The 13638-nt window shown below is 44.1% G+C and carries 11 protein-coding genes; 7 read left to right on the plus strand and 4 right to left on the minus strand.

Annotated elements, in window-relative coordinates:
• Positions 1-52 precede the first annotated feature (52 nt).
• Positions 53-232, plus strand: coding sequence for an exodeoxyribonuclease VII large subunit (locus tag V7R42_RS15680; RefSeq protein WP_334021171.1), 180 nt, complete (start codon positions 53-55; stop codon positions 230-232).
• On the opposite strand, the gene V7R42_RS15685 is transcribed toward V7R42_RS15680, so the two are convergent.
• Positions 229-1239 (minus strand): hypothetical protein, encoded by a 1011-nt coding sequence (locus tag V7R42_RS15685; RefSeq protein ID WP_334021172.1) that lies wholly within the window; start codon positions 1237-1239, stop codon positions 229-231. The genes V7R42_RS15680 and V7R42_RS15685 overlap by 4 nt on opposite strands.
• 162 nt (positions 1240-1401) lie before the next feature.
• Positions 1402-2754: an exodeoxyribonuclease VII large subunit gene (gene xseA, locus V7R42_RS15690; protein WP_334021173.1), complete on the minus strand. Its 1353-nt coding sequence runs from the start codon at positions 2752-2754 to the stop codon at positions 1402-1404.
• 100 nt (positions 2755-2854) lie between these two features.
• On the opposite strand from xseA, the gene guaB reads away from it, so the two are divergent.
• The 3 genes from guaB to V7R42_RS15705 all read left to right on the plus strand — a co-directional run bounded on the left by guaB (position 2855) and on the right by V7R42_RS15705 (position 6967).
• A complete protein-coding gene (gene guaB, locus V7R42_RS15695; RefSeq protein WP_334021174.1) occupies positions 2855-4324 on the plus strand; it encodes an IMP dehydrogenase in 1470 nt (489 codons plus the stop codon).
• 70 nt (positions 4325-4394) lie between these two features.
• Positions 4395-5972 carry a glutamine-hydrolyzing GMP synthase gene (gene guaA / locus V7R42_RS15700; RefSeq protein ID WP_334021175.1) on the plus strand — a complete coding sequence of 526 codons (1578 nt, stop codon included), beginning with the start codon at positions 4395-4397 and terminating at the stop codon, positions 5970-5972.
• Positions 5973-6367: 395 nt separating this feature from the next.
• Positions 6368-6967: a hypothetical protein gene (locus V7R42_RS15705; protein WP_334021176.1), complete on the plus strand. Its 600-nt coding sequence runs from the start codon at positions 6368-6370 to the stop codon at positions 6965-6967.
• A gap of 219 nt (positions 6968-7186) precedes the next feature.
• On the opposite strand, the gene V7R42_RS15710 is transcribed toward V7R42_RS15705, so the two are convergent.
• Positions 7187-8008 (minus strand): SDR family oxidoreductase, encoded by an 822-nt coding sequence (locus V7R42_RS15710; RefSeq protein WP_334021177.1) that lies wholly within the window; start codon positions 8006-8008, stop codon positions 7187-7189.
• Between the two features lie 75 nt (positions 8009-8083).
• Entirely contained in the window at positions 8084-9232 is a 1149-nt protein-coding gene (locus V7R42_RS15715) for an iron-containing alcohol dehydrogenase (protein WP_334021178.1), read from the minus strand.
• Positions 9233-9391: 159 nt separating this feature from the next.
• Between V7R42_RS15715 and V7R42_RS15720 the strand changes: the two genes are divergently transcribed.
• The 3 genes from V7R42_RS15720 (at position 9392) to V7R42_RS15730 (ending at position 13501) form a co-directional block, all read left to right on the plus strand.
• Positions 9392-10261: an AraC family transcriptional regulator gene (locus V7R42_RS15720; protein WP_334021179.1), complete on the plus strand. Its 870-nt coding sequence runs from the start codon at positions 9392-9394 to the stop codon at positions 10259-10261.
• Between the two features lie 214 nt (positions 10262-10475).
• Positions 10476-11669 carry an MFS transporter gene (locus V7R42_RS15725; protein ID WP_334021180.1) on the plus strand — a complete coding sequence of 398 codons (1194 nt, stop codon included), beginning with the start codon at positions 10476-10478 and terminating at the stop codon, positions 11667-11669.
• Positions 11670-11878: 209 nt separating this feature from the next.
• A complete protein-coding gene (locus V7R42_RS15730; RefSeq protein WP_334021181.1) occupies positions 11879-13501 on the plus strand; it encodes a methyl-accepting chemotaxis protein in 1623 nt (540 codons plus the stop codon).
• Positions 13502-13638: the final 137 nt, after the last annotated feature.

Consider the following 13638-nt stretch of genomic DNA (forward strand, 5'->3'; position numbering starts at 1 on the left):
TTTTGCAAACATTTTCGAGTTAGTGGACAACGAGCAGTGTTTGGGAGTAATAGTGTCAGTAGAGAAATTGGTAGAAGTCGCTAAACCACTTCAAAAAAATCAAATGTATAACTGGTTTGATAGGTATAAATCAAAAGAACAGCAAAAAGTGTATATTCTCAATAGCAAGCCAGAAGAAACAGCAAGATTAAGCTTATCGCTTGTCAAACGGCTTACCGAGAGAAAAACTTAACGTGGGCTATTTAAAAGTAAAGAGCGCACCTTCTTCATCATTTCAGACTCTTGCGGAACTTGAACATTAACGATCAACTGATTGACAATGCTATCTGAAAAGTCAGGAGGAAACGTCGTAGATACTTTTACAATTTTATCTTGTAGCCTGAATACATAAGTCGTCGCGTAGATAGTTGGCGATGTTTCCGATACCGCGCTGAGCCCCAACCTCCATCCTTTCAACGAGCTATTTACCTCATAGCGTGAGGCTGGGCTAAGTTGAGACAAGGTCAAATGTTGTAAATCGGCCGTAGCACTGGCTTTTTGTAGATCATTTTGTAATTGTCTAGGAAGCAATTCGCTCTCGCTTGAAGAGAGCTGGTCTAAGAATGGATATACAATTACATCAACAAGCGCATCTTCAAACTCTGGGTGAACATAGCGAGTAATAGCGCCATTAAAGGGGTCTGCGTATAACTGGGTATCTAATTTAGTGAATTTGCCAACAGCGTTTGGTACCTGTAGACCGACCTCATAATCACTAGCTTCTAGAGCGTTAAATAAAAACTGACTGGTAAACAAACCTGCATGTTTTGCATGCAAAAGCCAGTGAGTAATCAGCGATTGAGCTTCTTCTTCAACGATACCCGTTTCCGTTTTCACATCAGCGTTTCCAACAACATCCGCATTAAATGAAGATGAGTCAATTTCTATTCCGCGCCACTGTAAAGTGAATTCAGCAAATTGCTTCGCATGTTGCTGATGCTCGCCGGGCATTGCACCAACGTTTGCAATCAATAACTCGTAATCGTTTCCTTCGCCATAAGGAAGTAGATGACTAAATTCTCCTGATTCGCTGAGGATCTTGATAAACCGATCGGGCGAAATAGCGTCTTCAAAACAACGGTTGGCGGTTTGTTGGGCGCTGACCTCGCTCAATGCTCGCTGCGACTCGCAAGCCTTAAGTAACGTATCGCTTGGGTAGGTTGAAAATACGGAAACGGGTTGGTTTACCATAGAAGCCATAGAAATGCCTGGTGCTAATGAAAAAACACCTACGCACAACGATGTCGCAAGCTTTAGGACAGAATACTGCGGCGATTTCAGGCCCAAAAATGCATGAGCCCGTTGGTAAAAACAGAAAGATAAAAATGTGTTTACATGAACGGGCATAATACTAAAGGCTACCTATTGCCGCTGAATGTTTGTCACTGTACTGGTTATTTCACCATCAGTCACCCTAGTTTTTATCTCATCGCCTAGATTTATTTTATTCACGCTATTAATAGCTGCTTCGTCGGTAAACGTAATGCTGTAACCACGTGCTAGTGTCGAAAGAGGGCTTACGGATTGTAAGAGGCCTACTTTACTGCCAAGTTCACTTTTCTTGCCTTTTATAAGGGCATTCACACTTGAGATAAGCTTGGTATTAGCGTAGTTAAGTTTATCTTTTGCACGCGCTACATTTGCCGATGGCGATTGATGGTTCAATCTAGACGCTAGCGTATGCAGTTGCTTCTCTGCTTTAGCTAGATCACTTTGCATTCTATGCGTCAAGCGAAGTTGTAGTCTGTCTAACGTTTGCCACTGCGTCTGAATGCGGCTTTGTGGATGCAATGCATTTAGCCGTTGTTTTTTCAATATTAACTGCTGTTTGCTGGTTTGAAGGTACTGATGAATTGCCCGTGCTAAGCGTTGTTTTTGCTGATGCAACATTTGATAAAGCGCGGTCGAGTCTTGGCTTAAGATTTCTGCCGCAGCAGAGGGGGTAGGGGCACGCACATCAGCTACGAAGTCACTAATGGTAAAATCTACTTCATGGCCTACGGCGCTAACAATAGGTAAGGTACTTGCGGCAACTTCCCTTGCTAGGCTTTCATCGTTAAAACACCACAAGTCTTCTAATGAACCTCCGCCTCTTGTAAGTAATAATACATCGACTTCTGCGCGTCTGTTAGCTGTTCTTAGTGCGTTAATAAGCTGTAGCGGCGCTGTTTCACCCTGTACCATAGAAGGGTAAACGACGACTTCGGTTTGTGGGCTTCGGCGTTTCAATACACTCAATACATCGTGAAGTGCTGCGCCACTTGACGAGGTTATTACGCCAATGCGGTTAATACGCTCAGGTAATGGGCGCTTATTAGCAGTTTCGAACAATCCTTCACTGTTAAGTTTGAACTTCAAGGCTTCAAACGCTTGCTTAAGCGCCCCTTCACCGTCACTTTCCATGTGCTCGACAACAAGTTGATAGTCACCGCGTGCTTCGTAAAGGCCTACTGACGCGCGTACAAGAATTTTATCGCCTTCTTTAGGCCGAATGCGTACGTTACGATTAGAACCTTTAAACATAGCCGCGCGCACCTGCGCTTTGTTGTCTTTCAGCGTGAAATACCAATGACCTGATGCCGCCGCAACGAAATTGGATATTTCGGCAGACAGCCAAATAAGGCCTATTTCACCCTCCAACACGGTTCTGGCTAAGCGGTTTAGCTTAGTAACTGTTAAAATTTGTCGAGACGTAGATGGCGAATTTGTAAACATAAAAAAAATCACTGGGTTTAATACATTTAGAGTTTACCTGAAAACTAAAAAACACTACAATTGCGCCGCAATTAACCCTCAACTGAATAGGTGTTGTTGCATGCTACGTATCATCCAAGAAGCCCTGACGTTCGACGATGTGTTGCTGGTTCCCGGCCACTCGACCGTCCTCCCTCACACAGCCAACTTACAAACGCGTCTTACACGCGGTGTAACGCTAAATATTCCAATGGTGTCTGCTGCCATGGACACGGTTTCTGAAGCCCGTCTAGCTATTGCGCTAGCCCAAGAGGGTGGTATTGGTTTCATTCATAAAAACATGAAGCCCGAAGAGCAAGCCAAACACGTACGTGAAGTTAAGAAATACGAAAGTGGTGTGGTATCTGACCCGGTAACGGTTGAAGAGAATGCGACCATTGGTGAAGTTATCGCGCTTTCTAAGCGTCTTGGTTACTCTGGCTTCCCGGTGACTGACAAAGATAATAACCTAATTGGTATTGTGACAGGCCGCGATCTTCGCTTTGAAAAGCGTTTGAATTTGCCTATTAGAAACGTAATGACCGGTAAGGATGATCTGGTTACCGTTAAAGAAGGTGCGAGCTCTGATGTGGTGTTAGACCTTATGCACGAGCACCGCATTGAAAAAATTCTTGTCGTCGACGACGCGTTTAAACTAACAGGTCTCATCACCGTTAAAGACTTCCAAAAAGCTGAAAACAAACCTAATGCATGTAAAGATTCGCTTGGCCGCCTTCGCGTTGGTGCAGCGGTAAGCGTTGGTCCAGGTACAGACGAACGTATAGCTTTACTTGTGGAGGCAGGTGTTGATGTTTTACTTATTGATACTTCACACGGCCATTCGCAAGGTGTTATTGACCGCGTTAAGAAAGTACGCGCTGACTATCCTGAAGTTCAAATAATCGCAGGTAACGTTGCAACGGGCGACGGTGCAAGAGCACTTGCTGACGCGGGCGTAGATGCGGTTAAAGTAGGTATTGGCCCTGGTTCAATTTGTACAACCCGTATTGTAACCGGTTGTGGTGTGCCTCAAATTACCGCGGTATCGGATGCTGTAGAAGCGCTAAAAGATACTGATATTCCAGTTATCGCTGACGGCGGTATTCGTTTCTCGGGTGACATCGCTAAAGCATTGGCTGCTGGCGCAAGCTGCGTGATGGTTGGCAGCATGCTAGCGGGTACAGAGGAAGCGCCAGGAGAAGTCGAACTTTTCCAAGGCCGTTATTACAAGTCATATCGCGGTATGGGTTCACTAGGCGCTATGGATCAAAGCCATGGTTCATCAGACCGTTATTTTCAAGAGTCTGATAACGCGGAAAAACTCGTACCAGAAGGCATAGAAGGCCGCGTAGCGTACAAAGGTCCAATTGCTAATATTATCCATCAGCAAATGGGCGGCTTGCGCTCAGCCATGGGCTTAACGGGCTGTGCTACCATTGAAGAGCTCAATACCAAGGCACAATTTGTGCGCGTAACCTCAGCCGGAATGGGTGAGAGCCACGTTCACGATGTAAGCATTACCAAAGAAGCGCCAAACTACCGTTTAGGTTAAGGCGACCGACGACTGCGAGGCTGGTACTACACCAGCCTTTGTTCTTTTATTTAACGGGTAAAAATAAAACATGACCACAAATATCCACGACCAACGCATACTTATTTTGGATTTTGGCTCGCAATACACGCAGTTGATAGCACGTCGCGTTCGCGAAATTGGTGTTTACTGTGAGCTTTGGGCTTGGGATGTGACCGAAGAGCAAATTCGCGAATTTAATCCACAAGGGATTATTTTGTCAGGCGGCCCAGAGTCAGTAACCGAAGAAGGCTCACCACGCGCGCCAGAATACGTATTTGAAGCCGGCGTACCAGTGCTAGGCGTGTGCTATGGCATGCAAACTATGGCACAACAGTTAGGTGGTGGCGTACTGGGTTCTGACAAGCGTGAATTTGGTTATGCGCAAGTAGAAGTAATTAAGCCAAGCCCGCTGCTAGATAAAATTGAAGATGCTATTGGCGATAACGGCGCAGCGCTGCTTGACGTATGGATGAGCCACGGCGATAAAGTGGCAGCTATTCCCGAAGGGTTTGAAACCATTGCGCAAACCGCCTCATGCCCGCATGCGGCAATGTATAATGCAGAGAAACAATTCTATGGTGTGCAGTTCCACCCAGAAGTGACGCATACTCGCCAAGGTATGCGTTTACTTACACACTTTGTGATGGATATCTGTAAGTGTGAAAAGCTGTGGACCGCTGGCGCCATTATCGACGATGCTATTGAGCGCATAAAAGAAAAAGTGGGCGATGAAGAAGTTATTCTTGGCCTTTCAGGCGGGGTAGATTCTTCAGTAACAGCAATGCTGCTTCACCGCGCGATAGGTGACAAACTTACTTGTGTATTTGTAGACAACGGCCTACTTCGTTTAAATGAAGCTGATCAGGTTATGGAAATGTTTGGTGACCACTTCGGCCTTAACATTATCCGTGTAGACGCTGAAGCGCGTTTCCTTGATCGCCTAAAAGGCATTGAAGATCCAGAACTTAAACGTAAAGCAATTGGTAATGAGTTCGTTCGTGTATTTGACGAAGAAGCGGGCAAGCGTGAAAACGCCAAGTGGTTAGCACAAGGCACCATTTACCCTGACGTGATTGAATCAGCGGGTTCTGCAACGGGCAAGGCGCACGTAATCAAGTCGCACCACAACGTGGGTGGCCTTCCAGAAGATATGGAGCTAGGTCTTGTTGAGCCACTGCGTGAACTCTTTAAAGACGAAGTACGCAAAATTGGCCTTGAGCTAGGTTTACCGTACGACATGCTTTACCGTCACCCGTTCCCTGGTCCGGGTCTAGGTGTTCGTGTACTTGGTGAAATCAAGAAAGAATATTGCGACCTACTTCGTCGTGCGGACGCTATCTTTATTGAAGAGTTGTACGCAGCTGACTTATACCAAAAAGTAAGCCAAGCGTTTACCGTATTCCTTCCAGTGCGCTCAGTCGGCGTAATGGGTGATGCGCGTAAATATGACTGGGTAGTAAGCCTGCGTGCAGTAGAAACCATCGACTTTATGACGGCACATTGGGCACATTTGCCATACGACTTCCTAGGTAAAGTGTCGAATCGCATTATTAATGAAATTGACGGCATAAGCCGCGTAGTATACGACATTTCTGGTAAGCCACCTGCTACGATAGAGTGGGAGTAGTTATTTAGTTAGTCGTGTTGCTAAAGGCCGGTTAGTGAACCGGCTTTTTTATGTCAAATGCCCTTGCATAAAAATGTGGATAGATCAATGCGGTTAATGATTTTACCTGTTAATAACTTCCTTCAGCATAAACAGACGATAAGAAAGAGTTCCAAGAGCCGCTTCAGTAACCTCTAAAACACCAAAATAAATTACGGAATGATACATCGTAAAAGAGAATACATACTGTCAATTTTGTTTGCAGTTTTTAATTCTAGTTAGATTCTTGAGTGACAACAAACTGAAACTATTATTTTTTTAAAGTTGGTAATATTTTTGTTTAGAGGCCATGGAGTTTTTCTTAGACTAAAGGATAAAGTTATGACAATAACGGAAGTGGTGAGATTGGATTTAAATTGAGGGGATTTGATAGCAAAGTAAACACGCAAGAGATATTCCTCCGCACTCAGGATAAAGATAGTTCTGGCAAGAAAAGAGTAGAACTAAAAACAGGAGTGCGCTGGTCTTCTGAGAACCAATTTGTTTTTACTTACGACCCTTATACCGGTAAGTTGGCAATAGAAATTATAAATGACCTGAACCCCGATGGATTCGTATTTAGTCAAACAATATCTGATGTTTGGCAAATTAATTCTCTCAAGCTAGACGTTGCTGATAGAGATGGCGATGAAATAAAATTCCAAAGTTTAAACGTAAATGGCTCAGCTATAGACCTGACTGAAATAATGTCCGATCTTGGTAATACTAGGTTTAATGATTACGTTATCACTGATCTTGCTGATATAGGTAGTGGTGTTTTGAATATATCGGGAAGCTTTTCGTTAAGCGGTAACTTTTCAAGTCAGGAGAATAGTTTAATTGCTATCTACGCACGTGGAATAGCTGCTGAAAGGTCGGACTTCAAACCTGTTCCAGCACCTCCTGTTGTCGCACTTATTATTGGCGGCGTCATTGCTTGTTTATGGAACCGGCGCCAAAAACGTTTAAAAAACTAGTGAAATAAAATGCGTTTTGTTTTTTCACTGCGATGTTATAAGACCATCTTAACAATTCTGTTTTGAATAAGGCACTATTGCTCATAGCTTTCTAATAAAAGCCTTTTGGTATTATATGTTGCTACAGCGCTTGCGAAATGTACGATAAGAATGCCAGTCAAAAGGGTGACTGGCATCCTTTATGGGTAATACTCCACTTAAAAAAATACAAAAGGCTCACTAGCCGGCATCTAAAGGGTTTACCCAAAGCTGCTCATCACCTTTTACAGTCCAAGAGCGTTCTTGAAGCATTTTAATAAAGGGTTCCATTTCGGGGGGGCATACGTTACGGAATTTAGAGTTCTCTTCTTCGGCAACGCGCACAAGATCATCTATTTGTTGCTGTGGGTCGAGTTGATTAGCCATTAATCTCGCCACATCTTCCATTACTGAAACAGGTAACGTTGTTGTTTCGGGGTTGAACCAGGTGGCCATTGTGTCTTCTGCACGATCGTTAAATCCGGTTTGATAAGCGCCGGGCAATACCGAACAAATTTCAATACCAGAACCTTGCAGTTCTACTTTCAACCCTTCAAGCAAACTTTCTAGCGCGTGCTTAGTCGATGCATATACAGAAACCGTGGGGACAGTCATAAGTCCAACGGTTGACGTTACAGTGACAATCTTGCCTTTTCCTCGCTTGGCCATTTGAGGTACAAAACCTTGAATCATGGCAAGGGTGCCAAAAACGTTTACTTCGTAGTTGTGTCTTACGTTTTCTAGCGGTATTTCAGCGGCAGGACCGCCTTCAATGACCCCAGCGTTATTGATCAATACATCGATTTCGTGCTTGAACGCTGCTCGACGCTGCGCTTCATTTGTAATGTCAAGGACAATTACATCCAGCGCTATGCCGCGTTGTTCGGCCTCGATAAGCAGCTGCGTTTTTTGGGGGGGATAATGGACTGCTGCAATAACGTTGTGACCATTAGAAGCCAACTGAAGTGCTGCTCCTTTACCAAAACCAGACCCAGCACCGGTAATAAGTATACGTTTAGACATTCGTACTCTCCATCTTGCAAAAATAACCTTGAACAAAAGAAAGGCACAAACAGAGTTGTACCTTAGCAAACAGTGTTATGCAATTGCGCTATTGAGTATCTGACGAGCCTCAGATAGCGTAACGCTCTGGTTTTCGGTGAGAGCGGTAAGGCCGTGACTCTCAAGCTTAGTAAGAACGGCTTCAACTGCTGCATTTTTGTCACCGCTGTGTTCGGTTAGTTGAGTTGCCACACCTAGATCATGATAGAAACTTTCAATTGCATCGATGGTGCGTTCAGCTAAATCAGAACCAGCAACAAGGTTAAATACGTTCTTGCCCATTTGCTCTAGCTTTTCACGCTTGTACTCAATTTGATTGCGAAGCAATGAAGGTTGAATAATGGCCAGTGAACGAGCATGGTCAACATGCCAAAGTGCCGTCAACTCATGGCCTATCATATGCGTTGCCCAATCCTGCATAACCCCTAACGAAAGTAATCCGTTTAGAGCTTGGTTTGCAGTCCACATAAGGTTAGCGCGCCATAAATCATTGTCCCGCTCGGCGTAGCTTTCCCCGAGGGTTTTAAGCGCGCGTAAAAGTGCTTCAGAATAGCCGTCTTGTACTAAAGCGCCTTCAGGCTTAGCAATATACTGTTCACAAACGTGAACCCATGCGTCAACAATGCCGTTGATTAGCTGCTTTTCAGGCAGTGTTTTCATCACATCTGGATCCATTACCGCAAACTGAGGCTGAACAGATTCTGAGGCAAATGCTAGCTTTTGTTGTGTTTCCTGTTTTGTGATCACTGAGTTACCGTTTGATTCTGAACCAGTTGCAGGGATAGTCAGGATCACGCCGATGGGGGTAGCAATTTCTGGCTTATAATCGCCAGTCAGAATGTCCCAACCATCCCCGTCATAGTGGGCTGCGGCGGCTGCGTACTTTGCACCATCAATAACCGACCCTCCACCGACAGCAAGAATAAAGTCTATATTTTGCTCTTTTATAAGAGCAACAGCTTTATCCATGGTTTCTTTTGTAGGGTTAGCCTCAACACCAGAGAACGCTACCCAAGTATGTTCGCTAAGCGCATTTTCTACCTGTTGGTATACGCCGTTCTTCTTCACAGAGCCGCCACCGTATACAACGAGTATCTTCTTCGAAAGCGCGATTGCATCAGTAATACTGGCAATTTGGCCTTGGCCAAAGAAAATTTTGGTTGGGTTTAGGTACGAAAAGTTCATGTTTGACCTCGTTGTTTTCTAAATTAACGTTCAAATTATTTACAATGTGTGCATAATAGTCCTCATGAAGTGACCTTAAAAGGTCAATAAATCCAATTAGCATGACTAATCCTACAAACATGAGGCCTCTAGGGGAAAATGATATCGTTGAAATCTCTTATGCAAAGATATGTGGAAGTAGAAGGCCTTCACGATTTAGAAGGTGATTACCCTACTAAAATTGAGAATGTGCGCTTTTATAGAAGCGCTAAGGGGCATGCGCGACAACCCACAATGTATAAGTCGGGGCTTATTGTGTTAGGCCAAGGGCAAAAAGCACTCTATGCCGGAGGAAATCGCATTCCTTACGGAGCGGGTGACTGCTTAGTCATGGGGGTACCTATGCCCGTGGAGTGCGAAGCGTTTCCTAATGAAGATGAGCCCTTGCTTGGTTTAGGTATAGAAATACCGCTGCCTATTTTGCAGAAGCAAGTTACTGCAATAAAAAGTCACTCTGCACAAATACACATGATGAGCAGAGGCAATGAGTCAAGTATTCGTAGGGAACCTATTGATAAACACTTTGAGAAAGCCTGTATTCGCTTGATGGAAGCACTTTGCGACGATCTTCAGGCAACAGCTTTGGGGCAAAATTTACTTGAAGAAGCAGTGTTTTTCGCACTGCTGAGCAATAGCGGGGATACATTATTTACGCTTGCAGACCAAGAGGGTAAATATGCGCGCATCGCCGCTATTCTGCAACATATTCACACCCACTATTCAGGAGCGTTAAACGTTGGGGAGTTGGCGTCTACCGCTAGTATGAGCATTTCTGCTTTTCACAGTGCCTTTAAAGAGGTTACGCTTGAATCACCAGTGCAGTACATTAAAAAAGTACGCTTGAACAAAGCGCGCGAATTAATTTGTTTTGAGCAAAAGAGAGTCAATGAAGCAGCAGACCTTGTTGGCTACTCAAGTGCCGCGCAGTTTAGTCGAGAGTTCAAGCGCCACTTTAATCAAAGCCCTAAAGAGGCATCATTTAGCGCGTAGCCTTAATTTCTTTCCGTTAAATCCTTCACCGCCAAAATGCAAAATTGTAGCTTTAGTCATGTTAATTGGCTTTATGGGTGTTAATAGCGGGTCTTTAAAAGACTAATATACAACCTTCTGTAGCTCAGCTACCACTAATCACCTCAACAGAGTCAAAGGTAGTGGGTCTGTATATTTGTTTTATTCAGTAGAATATTAAAGGGTAATCGCAAAAATGAAGCATCCAATTAAAGTTGAGCAGATAGGAATTCTTGCGCTCACTCTAGGCGCATTTACGCTGGGTCTAGGGGAGTTTGCAATGATGCCTATGCTGCCCTTATTTTCCGAGTCTTTTTCGGTGACACCGAGTGAGAGTAGTTACGCAATCAGTGCATATGCACTTGGTGTAGTGATCGGAGCCCCTGTGTTTATGCTCTTAACATCTAAGATGAACAAGCGAGCATCGTTAATACTGTTCGCATTTATGATGGTTATCTTCAATGGCTTAGGAGCATTTGCTCAGTCGTTAGATCAGCTGGTGATTACACGTTTTCTTAGCGGGTTGCCCCATGGCTGCTTCTTCGGTACTGCAGCTATTGTCGCGGCAAAAATGTCTAGGTCAGGCCAGACGTCGTCGGCAATAGCTAAGGTCTTCCTTGGACTTACCGTGGCCATGATAGTGGGTGTGCCAGCGGCAACCTTAATTGGTCAGAACATCGGGTGGCGAGCCTGCTTAGTGCTTATAGCATTACTGTCTCTAGCTTCGCTGCTGTTGCTTCGAAAGCTACCAGATATCACGGAAACGCAGCAATCAAACATTAAAGATGAATTTGGTGTACTTAAAAATAGTGCTGTGTTGTCGGTATCATTAGTTGTTATTGTTGGGTTTGCAGGCATATTTTGTATTTATACATATGTTGCAGATACGATATTGGCACAAGGTCAATTTCCTGAATATACCGTTTCAATCGCAATGGCAATGTTTGGTATTGGCAGTACTGTGGGCAATGTCGTGTTGAGCAAAATAGGTGATCGCTATCCTCTCGCCACGGTGGCTCTTACATTAAGTGTGGCTGCCGTATTTTCGATAATATTTGTAGTGGTACATGACAACCTGCTTTTGTTATATGGTGTAGTTTTCTTTATTGGTTGTACCGTGGGACTCGCATCAATCATACAATCTTTAATGATGAGTCTATCACCAACTGGCCATTCTATGATTGGCGCTATTGTGCAGTGCTCATTTAATACGGCTAATGCGATTGGTCCTTGGGCAGGTGGTGTCTACATTGCCTCTGGTGCCAATATTAACCAAGTAGGGAATGTAGCTGCATTGCTGTTTGGTGGCGGCGTGGTTTTATGTTCGTTGAGTACGTTAATCATGAATAAAAAGCGAGGCTACGAAGGACTTAACCAGGCCAGTAGCTAAGCTTACCTTTAGAAACGGGGCATGATTTGCCCCTCTACTCTTTTATAAAAATATTGCTGTTAAAACAACGATATAGTTGTTATGTAGTGCGTGCGGTATGAGTTGCTATATGTTGGTATGTAATTTAATACTCTGGATGTAACCGTGGTGTCATAAAAATATCATTTAATGGCGACGTCCTTCTTTAAATTTATACTATAGGTTAAGCCGTGTTCAATTACACAAGCATCAGCCGTTTGGTGATGACGCCTGTTCTCGCCAGCTTTTTAATTCTTGTACTATTAAACGGTGCCTCAATTCTAAAGTCTTTCTCGTTACTTAATTCATTCGATGAGTTAGAAAACACCCTCGTGCAGTCAGAGCGAGACGTCAATACCACGCTCAGTACGTTCAAAACCCAAGTCCAAGAATGGAAGAATGTATTGCTGCGTGGTCACAAAATAGACGACAGAGAGAAATACTGGGAGCGATTTAAACAGCGTGAAACTGACATCACTCGCCAGTTTGACCTGATGCTATCAAGTGATGTGATAAGTGAAAGCGTAAAGTCTGATATTAGGCAATTTCAAAAAGCACACGCGATAATGGCCCAAAAATACCGGGAAGGATACGATGCATTCATTAACTCAGGATTTGACCCAAAGGTTGGCGATAGCTTTGTGCGCGGTATTGATAGGGAGCCCGCTAAGCTTTTATCAAACATTGCATCAGAAATTGCAGCGGATTCAGCGAATGCGATTGCCGAACTTAAAGCGAATACACGTACTATGCTGTGGATAATTCTACTGGCGGCTATCGCGCTGTCTATACTCGCTGTTGCATATGTTATTGCGCGTTTGCGTTCTCAGGTTATTAAACCAACAAAACAGGTTGCTGCGTGTATATCGAATTTAGCCAATAGTCGCTATGACTATGACTTAACATATTCAAGTGATCATGAACTGGGCATGCTGGCAGATTCTGCACGAGCATTACAATATAAATTAAAGGACTCAGTTGCCCAACTGCAACAGGCAGAGCGAGAAATAGAAAAAGCGTTTGGTACATTGGGTAATGTTAGCCAATCTATTATGGAGGGCGCGAATGGACAGCGCGATGCGTCACGCTCTCTTGATAGCAGTACGGATAAGTTGAGAGAGATAGTTCAAAACTTAGTTGCGATTACTGACCAAGTTGCTGTAGCGACCAATAACTCTGAAAAGAACGTAGCGAGTTGTTATGCCACGTTCGAAAGCGCCAATGCAGGCTTTAAGCAGCTAGCTAAAACGGTAACTGAATCAAGTAATATCGTGTCAGAACTGCAAAGCCGAAGTACCAATATTTTGAAAGTTGTAAACGTGATCAATGAGATTGCTGATCAGACAAACCTGCTTGCTCTAAACGCTGCTATTGAAGCTGCTAGGGCGGGTGAGCATGGCCGTGGTTTTGCTGTGGTAGCTGACGAGGTTCGGGCACTTGCAGCTAAAACGCAACAGTCGACAAAAGAAATCAACGATATATTAAGCAGCTTTGAAGCTGAAGCAAAAAGCGCAGTAACCGCAATGTCGTCAGGCAAGCAGTTATCTGACAGCAACGCGGCAGAGGCCGCTACGGCGCTTGAAACACTCAATAACGTGGTGAGGGATATTCAAGAGACTGCCAGCGTTGTTGTGGCGCTTAACGAAGCGGCAGATGAACAAGAGGCTGTATTACAGCAGGTGGAAGTTATTATAAGTAACGTTGTGACATCATCTGAAAAATATCACCAGCTTGCGCAGCGTGATGATATGTCTCGCTCGATGAAAAGTATGTCAGAGAACGTGGAAAAGGTGGTGAACAGTTTGACCCGGTAATGGTGTTTTGTCAGTATTAAGGGCAGTCGGCGTAGATAATTACCCACTCAGCGAGACTTAAAAAGGAGTGCGTCTACCATGTTCGCGCTTTTTTTGTTTTATTTGTTACAAACGAACGCCCCCAAAAATTAGTACTG

This window comes from Alteromonas sp. S015 (genome assembly GCF_036864485.1).
Classification (GTDB): Bacteria; Pseudomonadota; Gammaproteobacteria; order Enterobacterales; family Alteromonadaceae; genus Alteromonas.

Excerpts from the sequence above, each read along its gene's own strand:
- V7R42_RS15685 (WP_334021172.1), bottom strand. The coding sequence starts at position 1,239 with ATGGCTTCTATGGTAAACCAACCCGTTTCCGTATTTTCAACCTACCCA.
- V7R42_RS15710 (WP_334021177.1), bottom strand. The coding sequence starts at position 8,008 with ATGTCTAAACGTATACTTATTACCGGTGCTGGGTCTGGTTTTGGTAAA.
- guaA (WP_334021175.1), top strand. The coding sequence starts at position 4,395 with ATGACCACAAATATCCACGACCAACGCATACTTATTTTGGATTTTGGC.
- guaB (WP_334021174.1), top strand. The coding sequence starts at position 2,855 with ATGCTACGTATCATCCAAGAAGCCCTGACGTTCGACGATGTGTTGCTG.
- V7R42_RS15720 (WP_334021179.1), top strand. The coding sequence starts at position 9,392 with ATGCAAAGATATGTGGAAGTAGAAGGCCTTCACGATTTAGAAGGTGAT.
- xseA (WP_334021173.1), bottom strand. The coding sequence starts at position 2,754 with ATGTTTACAAATTCGCCATCTACGTCTCGACAAATTTTAACAGTTACT.
- V7R42_RS15715 (WP_334021178.1), bottom strand. The coding sequence starts at position 9,232 with ATGAACTTTTCGTACCTAAACCCAACCAAAATTTTCTTTGGCCAAGGC.
- V7R42_RS15725 (WP_334021180.1), top strand. The coding sequence starts at position 10,476 with ATGAAGCATCCAATTAAAGTTGAGCAGATAGGAATTCTTGCGCTCACT.